Origin of the sequence: Bradyrhizobium uaiense (assembly GCF_010811875.1) — a bacterium.
Taxonomy (GTDB): Bacteria; Pseudomonadota; Alphaproteobacteria; order Rhizobiales; family Xanthobacteraceae; genus Bradyrhizobium; species Bradyrhizobium uaiense.
Genome location: NZ_VKHP01000003.1, coordinates 26,359 through 46,303, shown reverse-complemented (window position 1 = coordinate 46,303; position 19,945 = coordinate 26,359). Strand labels below are relative to the sequence as shown.

Sequence of the window (19,945 nt, the reverse complement as noted above, 5' to 3'; positions counted from 1 at the left end):
GGGCAACTCAGGGATATTTTTCTACTATTCAGAATTTTTGCATTTGCGGGTTTCGGATAGCGATTCGCAAAGCGGATACCGGAAAGGGCGCTAGCCCAGCTCCTTGCGGACAGTCGCGAACACCTTGCGGAACATATCGGTCGTCAACACGCCCGTGTTCGTGTTGTAGCGCGAGCAGTGGTAGCTGTCGTAGAGCTTGAATTTACCCCCGCTATGCACTGCACCATGCACAAAAGGTGCTGCGGCCAATCGAATTTCCAACGCCCTCAAGGTCGATTCGTGGGCGATTCGCCCGAGCAGCACGATCGCGCGCAGCTTTGGCATCATGGCGATGGTGGCGCGGAGGAATTGCCGGCAGGTGTTGATTTCGGCCGGCAGCGGCTTGTTCTGCGGCGGCACGCAGCGCACCGCATTGCTGATCCGGGCGTCCACCAGCTTCAGGCCATCGTCCGGCCGCGCCTGATAGACACCGCTGGCGAAGCCATATTCGAGCAAGGTCGCGTAGAGCAGGTCACCGGCGTAGTCGCCGGTGAAGGGACGGCCGGTGCGGTTGGCGCCCTGCATGCCCGGCGCGAGCCCGACGATCAGCAGTCGCGCATTCGGATCGCCGAACGATTCCACGGGGGAGTTGAACCAGTCCGGGTTTTTCGCGCGGGCTTCCGAGCGGAAGTCGGCCAACCTTGGACAGAGCTGACAGTTGCTGTCGGGACGCGTGGGTGCGGCGACGAGATTACTCGTCGAAATCGTCATCGGCTCCCCGGGGGGCCATGGTGGTCGCGCGCTGCAGGAATTGCGGGGAATGGTGACGCGGTTCGCGGGGTTCGCGCGGGGCCGGACGTTCGGACGGATCGCGGCCGAGCTTGGATTGCAGCTCGACGAGGTCGGTGAATACGTCGGCCTGGCGGCGCAGCTCGTCGGCGATCATCGGCGGCTGGCTGGCAATGGTGGAGATCACCGTGACGCGAACGCCGCGGCGCTGCACGGCCTCGACCAGCGAGCGGAAGTCGCCGTCGCCGGAAAACAGAATCATCTGGTCGATGTGCTCGGCGAGTTCCATGGCATCGACCGCGAGCTCGATGTCCATGTTGCCCTTCACCTTGCGGCGGCCGCTGGCGTCGATGAATTCCTTGGTTGCCTTGGTGACCACGGTGTAGCCGTTGTAGTCGAGCCAGTCGATCAGCGGGCGGATCGACGAATACTCCTGATCCTCGATGATCGCCGTGTAGTAGAACGCACGAAGCAGTGTGCCGCGACTCTGGAATTCCTTGAGGAGGCGCTTGTAGTCGATGTCGAAGCCCAGCGTCTTTGCGGTTGCGTAAAGATTGGCTCCGTCGATGAAGAGCGCGATCTTGTTGGAAACAGGTGACGACATCAAAGTGTTCTCGCGTGGTTGTTAGTGTTCTTAGCGTCGCGGCAAACGACCGCGCGCAATTTCCTGCGTTGCTGCCTAAAGTTCAGTGAATCTTTCCCCACGACAGTCACCACCGCAATTATGGTGAGGCGAGGGCAAAAAGCCTAGACCTTTGACATTGCAATGAAGAGATTTACTTGTCTGGGACAGCAACCTAGCCATGTCGTCAGACGCTCCGGCCCTTCTGGCCCCGGCAGACCGGGTTATCAGAGCCTGTTCGGAAGGCAAATCACAAATTTTACCTTGCGAAACGGGGGCTAGCCCTATAACTAACCCTCATAACCTACATGTTCGGTCCCTTTTACCACGGAGCGCCTCGAGATGGCTCGCGTCACCGTCGAAGATTGCATTGATAAGGTCGACAATCGCTTCGACCTCGTCCTGTTGGCCGCGCACCGCGCCCGGATGATCTCGTCGGGATCGCAACTCACGGTTGATCGCGACAATGACAAGAATCCGGTCGTCTCGCTGCGCGAGATTGCCGATTCGACGATCTCGCCGGAAGACCTGAAAGAGGAACTCGTGCACTCCCTGCAGAAGTTCGTCGAGGTCGACGAGCCCGAGCCCGACACCGTGCCGCTGATCGGTTCCGCTGGTGCCAGCGTTGACGCCGACGACACCGAGGTCGCGGTCGAGCGGATGACCGAGGAAGAGCTGCTCAAGGGCCTCGAAGGTCTGGCGCCCCCGGAAGAGCAGCCCGAGGAAGACGAGTAAGCTCGTCGTTCGGCTCTTCATTTTCGAATAGATTTGCCAAAGGCCCGGACATTGCTCCGGGCCTTTGCTTTTGTTGACAATTTTGCTGTTACGGTGCGTCCTATGCTGGCGCGGGAAATTGAATGGTTCCAGGGCCTGCGCGGGGTGCAGCTTCGTTCGAAAGCACACTAGATTGAGGAAGGTGGGACGTTCCGGTCCCGCGCGAGAGGCAGCGAGTACATGGCGTATCGACGCCGCAGTTCCATCCAGATGCAGGCTGCGACCGAAACGGTCGCGGTGGCGCCGGCGTCGTCCGTGGCGGAGAGGCCGGCCAAGCCGCGGACGCGCATGATGCGACAATATGACCTGGTCGAGCGCGTCCGTTCTTATAACCCGGACACCAACGAGGACCTGCTCAACCGCGCCTACGTCTACGCCATGAAGGCGCACGGCACGCAGACGCGTGCCTCCGGCGATCCCTATTTCTCGCATCCGCTCGAAGTCGCCGCGATCCTCACCAACCTCAAGCTCGACGATGCCACGATCGTGGCGGCGTTGCTGCACGACACGATCGAGGACACCGAAGCGACGCGGGCCGAGATCGACCATGTGTTCGGCCACGAGATCGGCGCGCTGGTCGAGGGCCTGACCAAGCTGAAGCGGCTGGAGCTGGTGTCGCGCGAGGCCAAGCAGGCCGAGAATTTGCGCAAGCTGCTGCTTGCGATCGCCGACGACGTCCGCGTGCTGCTGATCAAGCTCGCCGATCGCCTCCACAACATGCGGACCATGGAGTTCATGCCGCCGGCCTCGCGGCGCCGCATCGCCGATGAGACGCTGGATATCTATGCGCCGCTGGCCGGCCGCATGGGTATGCAGGAGATGCGCGAGGAGCTGGAGGACCTGTCGTTCTTCGTGCTTGATCCAGAGGCCTACGCCGTGGTCAAGCAGCGGCTCGATTCACTGGCCGAGCGCAACCGCAACCTGATCGGCGAGATCGAAACTCAGCTCTCCAAGAACCTGCAGAAGAACGGCATCACCGCGCGGGTGTTCGGCCGCCGCAAGCAGCCGTTTTCGATCTGGACCAAGATGGAGCGCAAGTCGGTCGGCTTCGAGCAGCTGTCCGACATCTACGGCTTCCGCGTCATCCTCGACGATGTCGGGGCCTGCTACCGCGCGCTCGGCATCGTCCACACCACCTGGCCGGTCGTGCCGGGCCGCTTCAAGGACTATATCTCGACGCCGAAGCAGAACGACTACCGCTCGATCCACACCACCGTGATCGGGCCTGGCAAGCAGCGCGTCGAGCTGCAGATCCGTACCGAGGAGATGAACGAGATCGCCGAGTTCGGCATCGCCGCGCATGCCTTCTACAAGGAAGGGGCGGGCTCGCCGCACGAGCGGCTGAAGCACGAGTCCAACGCCTTCGCGTGGCTGCGCCATACCATCGGCATTCTCTCGGAGAGCTCCAATCCGGAAGAGTTCCTCGAGCACACCAAGCTCGAGCTGTTCCACGACCAGGTGTTCTGCTTCACGCCGAAGGGCAAGCTGATCGCGCTGCCGCGCAACGCCAACGTGATCGATTTCGCCTATGCCGTGCACACCGGAGTCGGCAACAGCGCTGTCGGCTGCAAGATCAACGGCAAGTTCGCGCCGCTGTCCTCAGAGTTGCAGAACGGCGACGAGGTCGAGGTGCTGACCTCGAAGGCGCAGTCGGCGCCGCCGTCGGCCTGGGAAGCGCTCGCCCGTACCGGCAAGGCGCGGGCCGCGATTCGCCGTGCCACCCGGGATGCCGTGCGCGACCAGTATGCCGGCCTCGGCCGCCGCATCGTCGACCGCCTGTTTGCCCGCGCCAAGATCGAATATGCCGACGACAAGCTGAAGGGCGCATTGCCGCGGCTCGCGCGGACCTCGATCGAGGACGTGATGGCCTCGGTCGGACGCGGCGAAATCAAGGCGTCCGACGTCGCGCGCGCGATGTATCCCGACTACAAGGAAGAGCGGCTGGTGCGCTATGGCGCCAAGAAGGGGCTCGCCGCCAAGCTGAAGACGCAGAACCCGCCGCATCCGGCGCGCGCCACCTCGGTGATCCCGGTGCGCGGCATCAACTCCGACCTGCCGGTGAAGTTCGCGCCGAATGGCGGCGCGGTGCCGGGCGACCGGATCGTCGGCATCGTCACGCCGGGCGAGGGGATCACGATCTATCCGATCCAGTCGCCGGCGCTGAAGGATTTCGAGGAGGAGCCGGAACGCTGGCTCGACGTGCGCTGGGATATCGACGAGACCATGCCGCAACGCTTCCCGGCGCGCATCCTGGTGCACAATGTCAACGAGCCCGGCAGCCTCGCCCAGATCGCGACCGTGATCGCCGAGCACGACGGCAACATCGACAACATCCACATGTCGCGCCAATCGCCTGATTTCACGGAGCTGACCATCGATCTTGAGGTCTATGACCTCAAGCATCTCAGCGCTATCATCGCGCAGTTGCGCGCCAAGGCCGTCGTTGCACGGGTCGAGCGCGTCAATGGCTGAAGGTGGATGCACGGCTCATAGGCGAGCGGAAGCGACGCCGTCCTCCGGACGGCTATGGCGAGCGGAAGCGACGCCGTCCTTCGGACGGCTACGCCCGTGCATGACGGGTTAGAATTACAGGTCAGAGAAATGTCAAAGGCTGCTCCGCTGCGTCTCGGTATCAACGTCGATCATGTCGCGACCCTGCGCAATGCGCGGGGCGGAGCACGGCCCGACCCGGTGCGGCTGGCACTTGCCGCGATCGCGGCCGGCGCCGACGGCATCACCGCGCATCTGCGCGAGGATCGCCGTCACATCCGCGACGAGGACATGGCACGGCTCAAGGCCGAGATATCCAAGCCGCTGAATTTCGAGATGGCGGCGACCGACGACATGCTGCGGATTTCGCTTGCCACCAAGCCGCACGCCGTATGCCTGGTGCCTGAGCGGCGCCAGGAACTCACCACCGAAGGCGGCCTCGACGTGGTCGGCCAGCACAATGCGCTGGCGCCGTTCATCGCCCGGCTCAACGACGCCGGCATCCGGGTCTCGCTGTTCATTGCAGCGGACCCGCGACAGATCGAGATGGCCGCGAAGCTGAAGGCGCCGGTGATCGAGATCCATACCGGCGGCTGGTGCGACGCCGTGGTCGACGGCCACAAGGACAAGGCGGACGCCGAATGGCAGCGCATTATCGCCGGCGCCAAGCTCGCCCTGGCAGCCGGGCTCGAGGTCCATGCCGGCCACGGGCTCGACTATGAGACCGCGGAGACGATTTCGGCGCTGCCCGAGATCCGCGAGCTGAACATCGGCTATTTCATGATGGGCGAGGCGCTGTTCGTCGGCATCGCCGAGACGGTGCGCGAGATGCGTGCGGCCATGGATCGCGGCCGCGCCAGGGCACAAGGTGCCGTCAGCGCATGATCATCGGCATCGGCTCCGACCTGATCGACATCACCCGGATTGCGAAGGTGATCGAGCGCCACGGCGAGCGATTCCTCGATCGCATCTTCACCGACGCCGAGCGCGCCAAGGCGATGCGCCGTGCCAACAACGAGAAGATGGTGGTCGCAACCTACGCCAAGCGCTTCGCCGCCAAGGAAGCCTGCTCCAAGGCGCTCGGCACCGGTATCCGGCGCGGGGTGTGGTGGAAGGACATGGGCGTGGTGAACCTGCCGGGGGGGCGGCCGTCGATGCGGCTGACCGGTGGGGCGCTGGCCCGGCTCCAGGAACTGACGCCCGAGGGCATGCAGGCGCAGATCGACCTCTCGATCACGGACGATTGGCCGCTGGCGCAGGCCTTCGTCATAATTTCGGCGGTTGCCCCCGCCAGATGAGCGGCCGGCGCCGGAATTTGCCAGAAAACTTCAGCAAACTAAAAAATCACTGAGATTTCAATGAATTGCGAAGTTTTGAGGAGGCGATTGATTGCGCCCCTGCGAACAACCGTCTAAAACGCCGCAGGGTATATCGAGCGAGACGTGGATTCCGGGTTTAGACTGGAATTTGCCCTCAAGATCAGAATCAAGGCCATTTTCCTCACGCGAGGGTCGAACGCTTCGCGCGAAGAGAACGTTCTGCCACCGCGTGGACTTCAAGGGCCCACGGGAATTGGGAAAGCAATGAGCGTGACCACCGGGACCAAATCTGAGAGCGGCTTGGGCGAGACCATCCGCGTCGTCATCCATGCCCTTCTGATCGCGCTCGTTATCCGCACCTTCCTGTTCCAGCCGTTCAACATCCCCTCGGGGTCGATGAAGGCGACACTGCTGGTCGGCGACTATTTGTTCGTCTCGAAATATTCCTACGGCTACAGCCACTATTCGATCCCGTTCTCGCCGAACATCTTCTCGGGCCGCATCTTCGGCTCGGAGCCGAACCGCGGCGACATCGTGGTGTTTCGCCTGCCGCGGGACGACTCTACCGACTACATCAAGCGTGTCATCGGGCTGCCGGGCGACCGCATCGAGGTCAGGAACGGGCTGCTCTACATCAACGATGAGCCGATCAAGCGGGAGCGGCTGAGCGATTTCGTCGGCGAGGATCCCTGCGGCTCGGCGGATGCCACCGCCCGCGTCAAGCGCTGGAAGGAGACGCTGCCGAACGGCGTCAGCTATGAGTCGCTGGACTGCACCGACAACAGCTATATGGACAACACCATCGTCTACACCGTTCCGCCCGGCAACTATTTCATGATGGGCGACAACCGCGACAACTCCACCGACAGCCGCTTCCTGTCGCAGGTCGGCTACGTGCCGTTCGAGAACATCATCGGGCGAGCCCAGATGATCTTCTTCTCGATCGCCGAGGGCGAGCAGGCCTGGATGATCTGGCGCTGGCCGTTCGCCGTGCGGTGGAACCGCCTATTCTCCATCGTGCGATGAACGACGACACCGCAGCCATCAACGATCAAGCGCCCACCGGCGAGCCGAGCCAGACGCCAGCCGCCGATAGCGCAGCCGCGCCGAAGAAACGTCGCAGCAAGGCGGCCAAGGCCGCCGAAGAGAAGGCCGCGATCGCGGGTACCGAGGCGCGCATCGGGTACACGTTCTCCGATGCCGCACTGCTGACCACCGCGTTCACCCACGTGTCCGCGCTGAAGCCCGCCACCCGCAACCGCGCCGACAGCTACCAGCGGCTGGAATTCCTCGGCGACCACGTGCTCGGGCTGATCGTGTCCGACATGCTGTTCCGGGCGTTCCCGAAGGCCGACGAGGGCGAATTGTCGAAGCGGCTCGCCGACCTCGTGCGCAAGGAGAGCTGCGCCGACGTCGCCAAGGCGCTCGGATTGCTCGAGGACATCAAGCTCGGCATGGTCAAGGCGGTCGAGGGCGCGCGGCTGCGCAAGTCCGTGCTCGGCGATATCTGCGAAGCGGTGATCGGGGCGATCTTCCTCGACGGCGGCTACGAGGCCGCGCGCCAGTTCGTCGAGCGCAACTGGACCGAGCGGATGCACAAGCTGCGCCGGCCGCTGCGCGATCCCAAGACCGTGTTGCAGGAATGGGCGCAGGGCAAGGGATTGCCGACGCCCGTCTATCGCGAGGTCGAACGCACTGGCCCGCACCACGATCCGCAATTCCGCGTTGCGGTCGACCTGCCGGGCCTCGTCTCCGCCGAGGGCGTCGGTGGCAACAAGCGTGCGGCAGAGAAGGCAGCAGCATCCGCGATGATCGAGCGCGAAGGCGTCGGTACCCATGACTGACGAAACCAAAGAGCAGGGAGACGCGACGCGCTGTGGCTTCGTCGCGCTGATCGGTGCGCCCAATGTCGGCAAGTCGACGCTGGTCAACGCGCTGGTAGGCTCCAAGGTCACCATCGTTTCGCGCAAGGTGCAGACCACGCGCGCGCTGATCCGCGGCATCGTGATCGAGGGCAACGCGCAGATCATCCTGGTCGACACGCCCGGCATCTTCGCGCCACGGCGCCGGCTCGACCGCGCCATGGTGTCGACCGCCTGGAGCGGCGCCCATGATGCCGATCTCGTCTGCGTGCTGCTCGATGCGAAATCGGGTATCGACGAGGAGGCCAACGCGATCCTGGCCAAGCTGGAAACCGTCGCGCATCCCAAGATTCTGGTGCTGAACAAGGTCGACCTCGTGCAGCGCGAGAAGCTGCTGGCGCTGGCGCAGGCCGCCAACGAGCGGATGCGCTTCGAGCACACGTTCATGATTTCGGCGCTGTCCGGCAACGGCGTCGACGATCTGCGCAAGGCGCTGGCGAAAATGGTGCCCGCGGGCCCGTTCCTCTATCCCGAGGACCAGATGTCGGATGCGCCGATGCGGCATCTGGCGGCCGAGATCACCCGCGAGAAGATCTACAGCCATCTGCATCAGGAATTGCCGTACCAGTCGACGGTCGAGACCGACAGCTGGACCGACCGCAAGGACAAGTCGATCCGCATCGAGCAGACGATCTTTGTCGAACGCGAGAGCCAGCGCAAGATCGTGCTCGGCAAGGGCGGCGCCACCATCAAGTCGATCGGTGCGCAGGCGCGCGCCGAGATCGCCGAGATCATGGGCGTGCCGGTGCATCTGTTCCTGTTCGTCAAGGTGCGCGAGAACTGGGGCGACGATCCCGACCGCTACAAGGAAATGGGACTGGATTTCCCGAAGGAATAGAGCCGGCGTTTGTGATGAGCGTGCCCAGAGCGATGAACGTGCCCAGAAACGTGCTGTGGTTTGAAGTGCTGCTCTATCTGTCGCTGACGCTCGACGCGCTGTCGGTGGCGTTCCAGGACCGCACGCCGACCTTCGAGAGGACCGAGCAGATCATCACCGGCGAGACCCTGACCGCCGGCTGCATGATCCTGCTGCTGGTGTATTTCGTCCGGCTCGCCGCGCAGCACCGCAAGAACTGGCCGCGCTGGGCGCTGGCCGCGATGCTGGTGCTGTCGGTGATCTCGCTGGTGCAGGTGATCGGCGACAAGGGCCTGGAGATCGACAGCGCCATCGAGATCGTGTCCTGCATCCTGACCGCGGCCGGGCTGTATTATTCCTTCACCGGCGACGCGCAGGGCTGGTTCAACGCGTAAGAGCTAGACCTCACGATTGGTAGGCGTGGAAGATGATGGCCGCGCTCACGACGATAACCCAGAAGACGAAGCCGATGATGACGCCGAGCGAAGCCGACAGGACCATCCGGCCCTGAGGCGAACGAGTGATTCTGGGGACTCCTGTCCAGCCGATCCTGCCGCCTCGGCGTTCGATCGTCACCTTGCCGAGCGTTGCGGCAAACACCACTGCAAGTGCGGTGAAGAAGCAGAGCGCCGGAAGTATTTCCCAGGCTGCCCAGAACGCAAATTCGAGCACGGCGGCGATCAAGTCGCCAATGAGGCTAGCCATTACGATCATCTCGCATATGTAGGCAACTTCAGTATCGGACCGGTTGGCGGTATAGTTAGCACATGGAATGGACCGACGAAGGCATCGTGCTGGGCGTGCGGCGGCATGGCGAATCCTCCGCCATCGTCGAGCTCCTGACGCGCGAGCACGGCCGCCATCTCGGTTTGGTGCGTGGCGGCGCCGGCTCGCGGATGCGGCCGCTGCTGCAGCCCGGCAACAGCGTCACCGCGGTGTGGCGGGCGCGGCTCGACGAGCATCTCGGGATGTATGCGCTGGAAGGCACGCGGCTGCGCGCGGCGACGCTGCTGGCCTCGTCGCACGCGGTCTATGGCGTCACGCATCTGGCGGCGCTGGCCCGGCTGTTGCCGGAGCGCGATCCCCACGAAGACATCTACGAGATGCTGCAGGGAACGCTCGACGATTTCGATGACGCCGGCATTGCCGCCGTGCACCTGATCCGGTTCGAGCTGGCGATGCTGACCGAGCTCGGCTTCGGGCTCGACCTGGAAAATTGCGCGGCCACCGGTGAGACCGCCGACCTGATCTATGTGTCGCCGAAATCCGGCGGCGCCGTGTCCCGCGCGGCCGGCGAGCCGTGGCGCGACCGGCTGTTGCCGTTGCCGGCGTTCCTGCGCGAAGGCGAGGGCGGCGCCAACAGCTGGTCGGAGCAGGATCTGCGCGACGGTTTCCAGATCACCGGCCTGTTCCTGCTCCGCCATGTGCTGGAGCCCCGCGGCCAGGGCCATTCCGACGCCCGTGACGGCTTCATCAACGCCGTAACGAAGCGCCGGAGCCGGTTGGCGGAAACGTGAAGCGCTGACCTTCTTGCGCCCCTGTCATGCGCGCAGTGACCGGAACGAAATCGCCCTGCAGGCGACCAACCGGACCGCGCAATAATTGCGCGAATCAGGTGAATCGGCGTGCGTTTGACGCGATTCGCGGCTTGCCCGATTCAGCGCCAAGGTTTAACGCCTCCCCATGGGAAAGCGACAGACCCCGCCGGAAAAGCCGGCCGAAATTCACGAGGTGCCGCTGCGTGATGCGCTCGAGGAGCGCTATCTCGCCTATGCGCTCTCGACCATCATGCATCGTGCGCTGCCGGACGCCCGCGACGGGCTGAAGCCGGTGCACCGGCGCATCCTTTACGGCATGGACCTGCTCGGGCTCGACCCGCGCGCCGCATTCAAGAAGTCCGCCAAGATCGTCGGCGACGTGATGGGCTCGTTCCATCCGCATGGCGACCAGGCGATCTACGACGCCATGGTGCGCCTCGCGCAGGATTTCTCCTCGCGCTACCCGCTGGTCGACGGCCAGGGCAATTTCGGCAATATCGACGGCGATAATCCGGCCGCCTACCGCTACACCGAAGCCCGCATGACCGAGGTCGCGCGGCTGTTGCTCGACGGCATCGACGAGGACGGCGTCGAGTTCCGCCTCAATTACGACGGCCAGTCGAAAGAGCCGGTGGTGCTGCCCGGCGGCTTCCCGAACCTGCTCGCCAACGGCGCGCAGGGCATCGCGGTCGGCATGGCGACATCGATCCCGCCGCACAACGCCGCCGAGCTCTGCGACGCCGCGCTGCATCTGATCGAGAAGCCCGACGCCAAGTCGAAGGCGCTGCTGAAGTGGGTCAAGGGCCCGGACTTTCCGACCGGCGGTATCGTGGTCGATTCCAAGGAATCGATCATCGAGGCCTACACCACGGGGCGCGGCTCGTTCCGCACCCGCTCGCGCTGGAGCGTGGAAGAGGGCGCGCGCGGCAGCTGGGTGGTGGTCGTCACCGAGATCCCGTGGCTGGTGCAGAAGTCGCGGATCGTCGAGAAGGTCGCCGAACTCATCAACGAGAAGAAGCTGCCGCTGGTGGCCGACATCCGTGACGAGTCGGCCGAAGACGTCCGGGTCGTGCTCGAGCCGAAATCGCGCACCGTCGATCCGGCGCTGATGATGGAGTCGCTGTTCCGGCTGACCGAGCTGGAAAGCAAGATCTCGCTGAACCTGAACGTGCTGATCAAGGGCCGTATCCCGAAGGTGGTCGGCCTTGCCGAGTGCCTGCGCGAATGGCTCGACCATCTCCGCGACGTGCTGATCCGCCGCTCCAACTTCCGCAAGACGCAGATCGAGCACCGGCTGGAAGTGCTGGGCGGCCACCTCGTCGCCTATCTGAACCTCGACAAGGTGATCAAGATCATCCGCACCGAGGACGAGCCGAAGCCCGTCCTGATCAAGACCTTCAATCTCACCGAGATCCAGGCCGAGGCCATCCTCAACATGCGCCTGCGCAATCTGCGGCGCCTGGAGGAGATGGAGATCCGCACCGAGGACAAGGAGCTTCGCAAGGAGCTGAAGGGCATCGAGGGGCTGCTCGGCTCCGAGACCGAGCAATGGGCCAAGGTCGGCGATCAGGTCCGCAAGGTCCGCGACATCTTCGGACCGAAGACGCCGCTCGGCAAGCGCCGCACCACCTTCGCCGATGCGCCCGAGCACGACCTCGCCGCGATCGAGGAGGCGCTGGTCGAGCGCGAGCCGTGCACCGTCGTGATCTCGGAGAAGGGCTGGGTGCGGACGCTGAAGGGCCATGTCGAGGATCTCTCCGGGCTTGCCTTCAAGACCGACGACAAGCTCGAGCACTCGTTCTTTGCCGAGACCACATCGAAGCTGCTGCTGTTCGCCACCAACGGCAAGTTCTACTCGCTCGACGTCGCAAAACTGCCGGGCGGCCGCGGCCATGGCGAGCCGATCCGCATGTTCATCGACCTCGAGCAGGACGCGGCGATCATCTCGCTGTTCGTCAACAAGGGCGAGCGCAAATTCCTGATCGCGAGCAGCGAGGGGCAGGGCTTCGTCGTCAAGGAAGAGGACTGCGTCGGCAACACCCGCAAGGGCAAGCAGGTGCTCAATGTCGACATGCCGAACGAGGCCCGCGCGATCACGACCGTGATGGGCGACACCGTCGCCGTGATCGGCACCAACCACAAGATGGTGCTGTTCGGTCTCGACCAGGTGCCGGAGATGGCGCGCGGCCGCGGCGTGCGGCTGCAGAAATACACCAGCTCGGAGCTGTCCGACGTCGCGGTGTTCGATGCCAAGACCGGCCTGACCTGGAAGGACTCCGCCGGCCGCGAGCACAGCATGACCATCAAGGAACTGGCCGACTGGCGCGGCAACCGCGCCGATGCCGGCCGGCTCGCCCATGGCCTGCCGAAGTCGAACAAGTTCAATCGCGGCGTGGAGTAGTTGATGCGTAGGGCGGGTTAGGCGAAAGCCGTAACCCGCCGTACTTGCCGTGGCGTGGCGGATTACGCCTTCGGCTAATCTGCCCTACCGCTTTCGTCACCAGCGGTGTGATAGTATCCACATTTCTCCGCGCTATAACCGTCGCCGACGATCTCGGGCGACGGTTGCCATGGCGCATAATCACAGTCACGACCATGACCACAGCGGTCATTCTCACGGCCATTCCCACAGTGGTCATTCGCACAGCGGCCATTCCCATGCCGGCCATTCGCATGCCGGGCATAGCCACGCGCCCGCCAGCTTCGGCACGGCGTTTGCGGTCGGCGCCTCGCTCAACACCGCCTTCGTCATCGCGGAGCTGATCTTCGGTTACTCCGCCAACTCGCTGGCGCTGATCTCCGACGCCGTTCACAATCTCTCCGACGTCATCGCGCTGCTGTTGGCCTGGGGCGGCGCGTGGCTCGCCGGCCGGCGCCCGACCGATACCCACACCTATGGCTACCGCCGCGCCTCGATCCTGGCGGCGTTGTTCAATGCCGGGCTGCTGCTGATCGCGGTCGGCGGCATTGCCGTCGAGGCGATCAACCGCTTCCGCGAGCCGGCGGAGGTCGCAAGCTGGACCGTGGTCTGGGTCGCGGCGCTCGGCATCCTGATCAATGGCGGCACTGCGCTGCTGTTCATGCGCGGCCGCGACAGCGACCTCAACGTCCGCGGCGCCTATCTGCACATGGCGGCCGATGCCGGCGTCTCGTTCGGCGTCGTGATCGCCGCGCTGCTGATCATGGCGACCGGCTGGCAGTGGCTCGATCCGGCGATCAGCCTGGCCATCGCCGTGGTCGTGCTGCTGAGCGGCTGGGAGCTTGCCCGCGACAGCGTCAACCTCGCGCTCGACGCGGTGCCGAGGGGGATCGATCTCAAGCAGGTGAGGGACTATCTCGCCGCGCTCGAGGGTGTCACCGAGGTGCACGATCTGCACATCTGGGCGATGAGCACCAGCGAGACCGCCTTGACCGCGCATCTGGTTCGGCCTGGCGGGCATGATGATATTTTCCTGCATCGGGTCTGCGCAGAGCTGTCGGAGCGATTCAGCATTCATCACGCGACCTTGCAGGTCGAGATCAGCAGCGAGACCTGCCGGCTGGCGCCGGCGGAAATGGTCTAGCAGCCGCCGCCATTCCCTCGCATTCAATTGATCGATCGACACGTGCCTGCGTCTTCCACGGCCGGCGATGAGACGGCACATTGCGCCCGCGTGCGTTGAAGTAACCGGCGCGATCAGCGGAGGGCGACGTGAGGAAGGCAATCGGTCTTGCGATGTTGATCTGGGCTGTGGCGGCGACGCCCCATGCCGAGGCCCAACCGGCGAAATCAGGCGTCGAGCGGCTTTACATCCTCAATTGCGGCGAAGGCGTTGCCGGCGACATTTCGCGCTGGTCGCCCGGCGTCAACGAAGGCAAGTCGATGGACTTCGTCGACAATTGCTACCTGATCAAGCACGCCCGGGGCTGGTTCCTATGGGACACCGGCATTCCCGACGCGGTGGCGGCGATGCCGAACGGCCTCGCGCCCGCCGATCCCAAGGCCGTGACCTGGCGGCGGCCGAAGACGCTCGCCGCGCAGCTCGACCAGCTCGGGGTGAAGCCGTCGGACATCAAGGCGATCGCCGTTTCGCATACCCATCCCGATCACGTCGGCAATGTCGAAATGTTCCCGTCCGCGATGCTGTATGTGCAGAAGGCGGAGTATGAATGGCCCGGCGCCAACAACGCGCCGCGCTTCAAGCCCGAGCATCCCGTCACCAAGCTCGAGGGTGATCGCGACGTGTTCGGCGACGGCAGCGTCACCATCCTGTCGACACCGGGCCACACGCCCGGCCACCAGTCGCTGCTGGTGAAGCTGCCGCACACCGGCGCGCTCGTGCTGACCGGCGACGCCGTTCACTTCAGGGACAATTGGGACAATCGCCGCGTGCCGAGCCTAAATGCCAGCAAGGAGCAGACGGTCGCCTCGATGCAGAAGATCGCCGACATGCTGACCAAGGAAAAGGCGCAGCTCTGGATCAACCACGACAAGGCCCAGCGCGACGGGCTGAAGCTGTCGCCCGACTTCTACGATTGAGCTGATTCGGGATCGCGCGCCTTCGACCAGCTTCGAAAGATCTGCGCGGTCTCATTGTCCATCGGAAAGAAACTTTCGATGCGCAGCTCCTGCAACGTGACGTCCTGCGGCGTGCCCAGTGTCGCGATCGTCGTGAACAGCTTGAGGCGGACGTCGCCCTTGCGGAACAGCATCGGCAGCACGGGCCCGGAGGGAGGCCCCGCAGGCGGCGCGGTTAGCGCAGCCCCGACACCGTCATAGGCCAGCAGGCGCTTGAGCAGGTCCGCCGTTGCGGTCGTGCCGTCGGCGGCGGCATCGGCCTCGACGCTGCGGACGAAGTAGCTGGCGACCTCGGTCCAATTGGTGAGATAGGGCCGCAGCACATCTGGAGCGACCAGTGCGTCGGCGAGATTGACCGCCGTGCCGGGCGACAGTGGCCCGACCAGGAATTCCACCAGCCGTACGGCGCCTGAATTGGCGAGCAGCAGATTCCAGTGCCGGTCGACAACGACGGCAGGGAAAGGCTCCTGTTGCGCCAATATGAAATCCAGTGCGTAACGGATCTGGGCGAGCTCCGGCGCGGCAAGGTCGGTTTGCCGCCACACCGGTGCAAAGCCGGCCGCGACCAAGAGCGCGTTCTGCTGGCGCAATGGCACGTCGAGCGCCGCGGCGAGCCGGATCACCATGTCACGGCTCGGTGCCGCGCGGCCGAGTTCGAGGAAGCTCAGATGGCGCTGCGAGATATCCGCGCGCCCGGCGAGCTCGAGTTGCGAATGACCCTTGCGCTGTCGCCACCAGCGCAGGCTGGCTGCAAAATCGCGCTGCTGCGACATGAATACCTGCCAGGTAGTTGCCGGAATGATCTCACCGGGCAAGATGCCACAAGCGAACCCAAAGCGCATGGGGACCGGGATGGGCGAGTGGATCGGCGTTGCGATTGCCTTGGTCTCGAGCTGCCTTGGCGGCACGGCGGCCGCGATCACGCGCTACCTGGCCGGCAATGCCGACCCGATCACGCTTGCGATCCTGCGCTGGGCGATCGGCTTTCTCTGCGTGCTTCCGGCCGCGATCCTGCTAGGTGCGAAATGGCCGCGGCGCGAGGATTTGCCGGCGGTCGCGGTGCTCGGCGTCGCCTTCTTCGGCGTGTTCTTCGTGCTCTATAATCTCGCGATGTCCTACACGACGGCAGCGCGCGCCAGCCTGGCGCTGGCGACGCTGCCGCTCTCCACCATGGTGGTCGGCGCCTTGCTCGGCATCGAGCCGTTGTCGATGCGCAAATCGGCGGGGGTCGCGATTGCGGTGCTCGGCGTGGCGGCCGCACTGGCATCCGGGCTGTCGGCCGCGCCACCGGGGGCGTGGCGGGGCGAACTGATCATGGCTGCCGCGGTGCTCTGCATGGCGTTCTACAACGTGCTGTCGCGACCGTTCATCCGCCGCTCCAGCGCGCTCGGCTTCCTCGCGGTCGGCATGGGCGCGGGCGCGGCTGCGCTGGTGACGGTGGGGACGTTCACCGGCAGCCTGGCGCCGCTGCGCGAGTTAGGACCATCGCAGTGGATCGCGGGGCTCTATCTCGGGATAGCCGGCGGCGCGTTGGCCTTCATCCTGTGGGTGCTGGCGCTGGAGCGGGCCTCACCGACTCGTGTCGCGAACACCATGACGGTCAATCCGATCGCTGCCGGGCTGCTGGCCAAGCAACTGGTCGGCGAGCCGATTACGGCCAACCTGGTGGTCGGCCTGATCGCGGTGTTCGCCGGAATCTGGATCGCCACGGCTGAGACCAAATCGGCGTGATCAGCTGTGCGGGGCGGACGGCGCGGTCACAGGCGGGGCGGGCGTGTGGTTCGGTTTCATCGTGCCGGCGTAGAACGACAGGACGTAGACCAGGATGATGCCGGCCAGATAGACCCCGTATGACTGTGGCGGGGTGATCGCCCATCGCACGAGGCGTCGGATCGAGTTCGGCTGGCCGGTGTCGTTGTCCATGCGCCCTTGTGCGCGAAGGCTGGGGCAAAGGAAAGCGGAATCGCTGGCTCGGGCGGCGCTGTTCCGCGCGAAAAGGTGAGGCAAGGCGGCCTTGCAATGCCGGATTGGCGTCGGCATCTGTCACGCGACGACCAGCCCTTCCTCCCGCACCAATTGCCCGGCATAATCCGTTGATGGAACTGACGCCCCGTTTGCGCCTGATGAATTGGCTGGTCCGCCAGGGTCTGACCGGCCTGCCGGAAAACGACCTGCTGCGCGGCTTCTGCGAGCGCTGCCGGGCTGCGGGCATGCCGCTGTCGCGGGCGATCGTCTTCATCGATACCCTGCATCCGATCTTCGAGGGACGCGGTTTCCGCTGGAACGACGGCGAGAGCAACGAGGCCGATATCTTCGAATACGGCTCGACCAGCACCGGCGAGGCCAGTCAGAATTGGCGGCGCTCGGCGTTCCACCACATGCTCGAAAACGGTCATGACGAGATGGTGATCGACCTCGCCGAGACGCACGATTTCTCGATGATCGGCGACCTTGCCGAGAAGGGCCACAAGCATTTCGCAGCGTTCGTGCATCGCTTCGGCGAGGCCGGCACTATCGGCGAGATGGACTGCTTCTATTCCTACTACACCACCCGCCGATCGGACGGCTTCGACGAGAACCATATGGCGGCGCTGCGCGACCTGGTGCCGGTGCTCGGGCTCGCGATCAAATCGGCCGCCCAGGTCGAGATCGCCCGCACGCTGGGCCGGGTCTATCTCGGCCGCGAGACGGCCGAGCAGGTGCTGCGCGGGCGCATGCAGCGCGGCATCACCGAGAAGATCAAGGCCGTGCTGTGGTACTCCGACGTGCGCGGCTCGACCGCGATCAGCGAGCGCATCGGCCCGGACGAGATCATTCCGTTCCTGAACGACTACGCGCAGGCCTCGATCGATGCGATCCACGATGCCGGCGGCGAGGTGCTGAAGCTGATCGGCGACGGCGTGCTGGCGATGTTCACCAGCGAGAACATGGCCGTGGCCAAGCGGGGCGCATTGCGCGCCGAGCACAGATTCCGGCATAACATCCGCGTGCTGAACGATCGCCGCGAGAACGAGGGCCGGCCGACCACGACGGCCTATGTCGGTCTCCATGTCGGCGAGGTCTTCTATGGCAATATCGGCAGCGAAGACCGGCTCGATTTCACCGTGGTCGGACCCGCCGTCAACGAGGTCAGCCGGATCGCCTCGATGTGCGCCTCGGTCGACCGGGAATTGCTGACCTCGACCGACTTCCGCACCGGGCTCGACGCCGCCGGCCGCAACTATCTGGTCTCCACCGGCCGCTTCGTGTTGCGCGGTATCAGCCACGCGCAGGATCTCTACACGCTGGATCCGGCGGTTGCCGCCGACGAGGTCGTCGCTGGCAAGTACGAGCGGTACCTGGCGAGCTAGGACGCGTACTCATTCAGCGGCTGGCCGCCTGATGTCCGCTCAACTCCTAACGGCGGCGGGAAAGCGGACGTCTCCCGAGGTCGCTGAAGGGCCAAGAAGAGACGCCCTTGCGAAGTGGCCAAGACAAGCGTCTCACTGCAGTCCGGCCTTGCGTAAGCCTTCCAGGAATTTTGCCATCGGCCCAGCCGTGTACGGTACGTTTCGCTCGATCCACGCAATCGAGTTGTCCGGATGCAATTCTTGTAGTCGAGCCAAGGCTGCGCGCGCCTCGTCCATGCGCCCTGCCTGAGCGAGACTCGCGACGTAAATGCGATGACCATTGGTCAACTCGAATCGCTGCTGGATGGCTTTGTGGGCGATGCCGACGGCCTCGTCGTATCGGCTGGCCTGGTAATGCGCCGCCGCAAGGGCTGCGTTGAGCAGCGCGTTCTGCGGATCGTGCGGACTCATACGGATGGCCTGCTCGAGGTGGTCGATAGCTTGGTCGGATCGGGCATCAAACGCGAGTGTGCAGCCGAGAAAGCCGTGCGCGGCGGCGAAGTTTGGGTGGAGATCGAGGGCACGCTGAAATTCCTCGACCGCCTCATCGGTGCTGCGCTTGGTGAAGGCGACAAATCCCAACGCGAGGTGCGCCCAAGGATCACTGTCGTCGAGTTCCACCGCCCGTGCGGCGAGATATGCGGCTTGGGCGACCTGAGGCTCCATCATGTGCCACCCACCCTGCCGTGACACCAAAAGGAAGAAGGCCAACATGCTGTGCGCCGGCGCATAGAGAGGATATCGTTCGACCAGTTGCTTGAGGAGCGTGATGGCGGCCTGACTCTCGTCCTTGGTCAGTCGCCAGAACTGGGAGTTGGCCCGGATGAGCATGTTCCACGCACCAAGGTCCTCGGGCGAGCGATATTGCGAGCGGATACCCTCGGCCTCCAGCAGCTTCGGCTCGATCACTGCCACGACCTTTTTGGTGATCTCGTCCTGCAGTGCAAAAATGTCGATGAGGTCGCGATCGTAGCGGTCGGCCCAAATGTGCTTGCCGGTCTCGGCATCGATCAGCTGGGCAGTGATACGCACGCGGCCGCCGCTCTTGCGGACGCTCCCCTCCAGGACATAGCGCACACCGAGTTCGAGACCGACGTGGCGCAGATCGACTGCTTTGCCCTTGTAGATAAACGAGGAATTCCTCGCGATGACAAAAAACCAGCGTAGCTTGGACAAGCCGGTGATGATGTCTTCGCAAATCCCGTCGGCGAAATAATCCTGCTCTGGATCGCCGCTCATATTGGAGAATGGAAGAACGGCGATCGACGGCTTATCGGGCAAAGGCAGCGCGGGCCGTTCTGCGGGAGTTTTCGTCGGCGCTGCTGCATACCCTCCCTCTTCGCGGACCATCCCTACAAAGCGGATGCCCTTACGCAAAACGGTACGGATTAGCCGCTGATCGTCCCCATTGTCGCCGATGGCGACGCGGGCGGCACTTATGCGGCTTGCCAGCGTCGATTCTGAAACAATCCGCCCATTCCAAACGGCCGCCAGAACATCGTCCCGGGTCACCATGCGGTCGCGATTGCGAACCAGAAACTCCAATAAATCGAAGACTTGGGGCTCGATGGAACGTAGTTCGCCGTCCCGGCGCAACTCTCGCCGGTCTATGTCGAGAGAAACATTGTCGAACAAGAACAGCAGCTTAAGGGCCCCGTTGATTGCAGGCTCCATCCTTACTGTGACAGCAATTATGATAGCAAAATCAA

The 19,945-nt window shown here is 64.2% G+C and carries 20 protein-coding genes; 14 read left to right on the top strand and 6 right to left on the bottom strand.

What is annotated here, in order from left to right; translation table 11 throughout:
* Positions 1-90 precede the first annotated feature (90 nt).
* Positions 91-750: a uracil-DNA glycosylase gene (locus tag FNJ47_RS01480; protein WP_163149757.1), complete on the bottom strand. Its 660-nt coding sequence runs from the start codon at positions 748-750 to the stop codon at positions 91-93.
* On the bottom strand, positions 731-1,372 hold the full coding sequence (locus FNJ47_RS01475) for a LabA-like NYN domain-containing protein (RefSeq protein WP_050422617.1): 642 nt from the start codon (positions 1,370-1,372) through the stop codon (positions 731-733). The genes FNJ47_RS01480 and FNJ47_RS01475 overlap by 20 nt, the downstream gene beginning before the upstream one ends.
* 360 nt (positions 1,373-1,732) lie before the next feature.
* Between FNJ47_RS01475 and rpoZ the strand changes: the two genes are divergently transcribed.
* The 8 genes from rpoZ (at position 1,733) to FNJ47_RS01435 (ending at position 9,146) form a co-directional block, all read left to right on the top strand.
* Entirely contained in the window at positions 1,733-2,125 is a 393-nt protein-coding gene (gene rpoZ, locus FNJ47_RS01470; protein WP_016844003.1) for a DNA-directed RNA polymerase subunit omega, read from the top strand.
* A gap of 219 nt (positions 2,126-2,344) precedes the next feature.
* Positions 2,345-4,636 carry a RelA/SpoT family protein gene (locus FNJ47_RS01465; RefSeq protein WP_163149754.1) on the top strand — a complete coding sequence of 764 codons (2,292 nt, stop codon included), beginning with the start codon at positions 2,345-2,347 and terminating at the stop codon, positions 4,634-4,636.
* 129 nt (positions 4,637-4,765) lie between these two features.
* On the top strand, positions 4,766-5,539 hold the full coding sequence (locus FNJ47_RS01460) for a pyridoxine 5'-phosphate synthase (RefSeq protein WP_163149751.1): 774 nt from the start codon (positions 4,766-4,768) through the stop codon (positions 5,537-5,539).
* Positions 5,536-5,952: a holo-ACP synthase gene (gene acpS, locus FNJ47_RS01455; protein WP_076857949.1), complete on the top strand. Its 417-nt coding sequence runs from the start codon at positions 5,536-5,538 to the stop codon at positions 5,950-5,952. The genes FNJ47_RS01460 and acpS overlap by 4 nt, the downstream gene beginning before the upstream one ends.
* A 285-nt stretch (positions 5,953-6,237) precedes the next feature.
* On the top strand, positions 6,238-6,999 hold the full coding sequence (gene lepB / locus FNJ47_RS01450; protein WP_163149748.1) for a signal peptidase I: 762 nt from the start codon (positions 6,238-6,240) through the stop codon (positions 6,997-6,999).
* Positions 6,996-7,817 (top strand): ribonuclease III, encoded by an 822-nt coding sequence (rnc, locus tag FNJ47_RS01445; protein ID WP_163149745.1) that lies wholly within the window; start codon positions 6,996-6,998, stop codon positions 7,815-7,817. The genes lepB and rnc overlap by 4 nt, the downstream gene beginning before the upstream one ends.
* Complete coding sequence (gene era / locus FNJ47_RS01440; protein ID WP_163149742.1) at positions 7,810-8,733, top strand: GTPase Era; 924 nt, start codon at positions 7,810-7,812, stop codon at positions 8,731-8,733. The genes rnc and era overlap by 8 nt, the downstream gene beginning before the upstream one ends.
* Before the next feature lie 32 nt (positions 8,734-8,765).
* Complete coding sequence (locus tag FNJ47_RS01435) at positions 8,766-9,146, top strand: hypothetical protein (protein WP_163149890.1); 381 nt, start codon at positions 8,766-8,768, stop codon at positions 9,144-9,146.
* A 10-nt stretch (positions 9,147-9,156) separates the two neighbouring features.
* Here the strand turns inward: FNJ47_RS01435 and FNJ47_RS01430 are convergent, their stop codons facing one another.
* Positions 9,157-9,456 (bottom strand): hypothetical protein, encoded by a 300-nt coding sequence (locus FNJ47_RS01430; protein WP_163149739.1) that lies wholly within the window; start codon positions 9,454-9,456, stop codon positions 9,157-9,159.
* A 62-nt stretch (positions 9,457-9,518) separates the two neighbouring features.
* Between FNJ47_RS01430 and recO the strand changes: the two genes are divergently transcribed.
* The 4 genes from recO (at position 9,519) to FNJ47_RS01410 (ending at position 14,808) form a co-directional block, all read left to right on the top strand.
* Entirely contained in the window at positions 9,519-10,268 is a 750-nt protein-coding gene (recO, locus tag FNJ47_RS01425) for a DNA repair protein RecO (RefSeq protein ID WP_163149737.1), read from the top strand.
* A 166-nt stretch (positions 10,269-10,434) separates the two neighbouring features.
* Complete coding sequence (gene parC, locus FNJ47_RS01420; protein WP_163149734.1) at positions 10,435-12,690, top strand: DNA topoisomerase IV subunit A; 2,256 nt, start codon at positions 10,435-10,437, stop codon at positions 12,688-12,690.
* A 169-nt stretch (positions 12,691-12,859) separates the two neighbouring features.
* Positions 12,860-13,852, top strand: a complete 993-nt coding sequence (locus FNJ47_RS01415) for a cation diffusion facilitator family transporter (protein ID WP_163149729.1) — start codon at positions 12,860-12,862, stop codon at positions 13,850-13,852.
* Between the two features lie 152 nt (positions 13,853-14,004).
* The gene (locus tag FNJ47_RS01410; RefSeq protein ID WP_165445484.1) at positions 14,005-14,808 is read left to right on the top strand and encodes an N-acyl homoserine lactonase family protein; all 804 of its coding nucleotides are present in this window, start codon (positions 14,005-14,007) and stop codon (positions 14,806-14,808) included.
* On the opposite strand, the gene FNJ47_RS01405 is transcribed toward FNJ47_RS01410, so the two are convergent.
* Entirely contained in the window at positions 14,799-15,620 is an 822-nt protein-coding gene (locus FNJ47_RS01405) for a helix-turn-helix domain-containing protein (RefSeq protein ID WP_163149724.1), read from the bottom strand. The genes FNJ47_RS01410 and FNJ47_RS01405 overlap by 10 nt on opposite strands.
* A gap of 79 nt (positions 15,621-15,699) precedes the next feature.
* Between FNJ47_RS01405 and FNJ47_RS01400 the strand changes: the two genes are divergently transcribed.
* On the top strand, positions 15,700-16,578 hold the full coding sequence (locus tag FNJ47_RS01400; RefSeq protein WP_163149721.1) for a DMT family transporter: 879 nt from the start codon (positions 15,700-15,702) through the stop codon (positions 16,576-16,578).
* Here the strand turns inward: FNJ47_RS01400 and FNJ47_RS01395 are convergent, their stop codons facing one another.
* Positions 16,579-16,770: a hypothetical protein gene (locus FNJ47_RS01395; protein ID WP_163149718.1), complete on the bottom strand. Its 192-nt coding sequence runs from the start codon at positions 16,768-16,770 to the stop codon at positions 16,579-16,581.
* A 173-nt stretch (positions 16,771-16,943) separates the two neighbouring features.
* On the opposite strand from FNJ47_RS01395, the gene FNJ47_RS01390 reads away from it, so the two are divergent.
* Positions 16,944-18,197 (top strand): adenylate/guanylate cyclase domain-containing protein, encoded by a 1,254-nt coding sequence (locus FNJ47_RS01390; protein ID WP_163149715.1) that lies wholly within the window; start codon positions 16,944-16,946, stop codon positions 18,195-18,197.
* Positions 18,198-18,329: 132 nt separating this feature from the next.
* On the opposite strand, the gene FNJ47_RS01385 is transcribed toward FNJ47_RS01390, so the two are convergent.
* Positions 18,330-19,910 carry a winged helix-turn-helix domain-containing protein gene (locus tag FNJ47_RS01385; protein ID WP_163149712.1) on the bottom strand — a complete coding sequence of 527 codons (1,581 nt, stop codon included), beginning with the start codon at positions 19,908-19,910 and terminating at the stop codon, positions 18,330-18,332.
* Between the last annotated feature and the right edge of the window lie 35 nt (positions 19,911-19,945).

Coding starts and splice junctions, on each gene's coding strand:
- FNJ47_RS01405 (WP_163149724.1), bottom strand. CDS start 15,620: ATGTCGCAGCAGCGCGATTTTGCAGCCAGCCTGCGCTGGTGGCGACAG.
- FNJ47_RS01410 (WP_165445484.1), top strand. CDS start 14,005: ATGTTGATCTGGGCTGTGGCGGCGACGCCCCATGCCGAGGCCCAACCG.
- FNJ47_RS01415 (WP_163149729.1), top strand. CDS start 12,860: ATGGCGCATAATCACAGTCACGACCATGACCACAGCGGTCATTCTCAC.
- FNJ47_RS01395 (WP_163149718.1), bottom strand. CDS start 16,770: ATGGACAACGACACCGGCCAGCCGAACTCGATCCGACGCCTCGTGCGA.
- recO (WP_163149737.1), top strand. CDS start 9,519: ATGGAATGGACCGACGAAGGCATCGTGCTGGGCGTGCGGCGGCATGGC.
- FNJ47_RS01385 (WP_163149712.1), bottom strand. CDS start 19,910: ATGGAGCCTGCAATCAACGGGGCCCTTAAGCTGCTGTTCTTGTTCGAC.
- parC (WP_163149734.1), top strand. CDS start 10,435: ATGGGAAAGCGACAGACCCCGCCGGAAAAGCCGGCCGAAATTCACGAG.
- FNJ47_RS01475 (WP_050422617.1), bottom strand. CDS start 1,372: ATGTCGTCACCTGTTTCCAACAAGATCGCGCTCTTCATCGACGGAGCC.
- rpoZ (WP_016844003.1), top strand. CDS start 1,733: ATGGCTCGCGTCACCGTCGAAGATTGCATTGATAAGGTCGACAATCGC.
- FNJ47_RS01480 (WP_163149757.1), bottom strand. CDS start 750: ATGACGATTTCGACGAGTAATCTCGTCGCCGCACCCACGCGTCCCGAC.
- rnc (WP_163149745.1), top strand. CDS start 6,996: ATGAACGACGACACCGCAGCCATCAACGATCAAGCGCCCACCGGCGAG.
- FNJ47_RS01435 (WP_163149890.1), top strand. CDS start 8,766: ATGAACGTGCCCAGAAACGTGCTGTGGTTTGAAGTGCTGCTCTATCTG.
- FNJ47_RS01465 (WP_163149754.1), top strand. CDS start 2,345: ATGGCGTATCGACGCCGCAGTTCCATCCAGATGCAGGCTGCGACCGAA.
- FNJ47_RS01400 (WP_163149721.1), top strand. CDS start 15,700: ATGGGCGAGTGGATCGGCGTTGCGATTGCCTTGGTCTCGAGCTGCCTT.
- FNJ47_RS01390 (WP_163149715.1), top strand. CDS start 16,944: ATGGAACTGACGCCCCGTTTGCGCCTGATGAATTGGCTGGTCCGCCAG.
- era (WP_163149742.1), top strand. CDS start 7,810: ATGACTGACGAAACCAAAGAGCAGGGAGACGCGACGCGCTGTGGCTTC.
- FNJ47_RS01460 (WP_163149751.1), top strand. CDS start 4,766: ATGTCAAAGGCTGCTCCGCTGCGTCTCGGTATCAACGTCGATCATGTC.
- lepB (WP_163149748.1), top strand. CDS start 6,238: ATGAGCGTGACCACCGGGACCAAATCTGAGAGCGGCTTGGGCGAGACC.
- acpS (WP_076857949.1), top strand. CDS start 5,536: ATGATCATCGGCATCGGCTCCGACCTGATCGACATCACCCGGATTGCG.
- FNJ47_RS01430 (WP_163149739.1), bottom strand. CDS start 9,456: ATGGCTAGCCTCATTGGCGACTTGATCGCCGCCGTGCTCGAATTTGCG.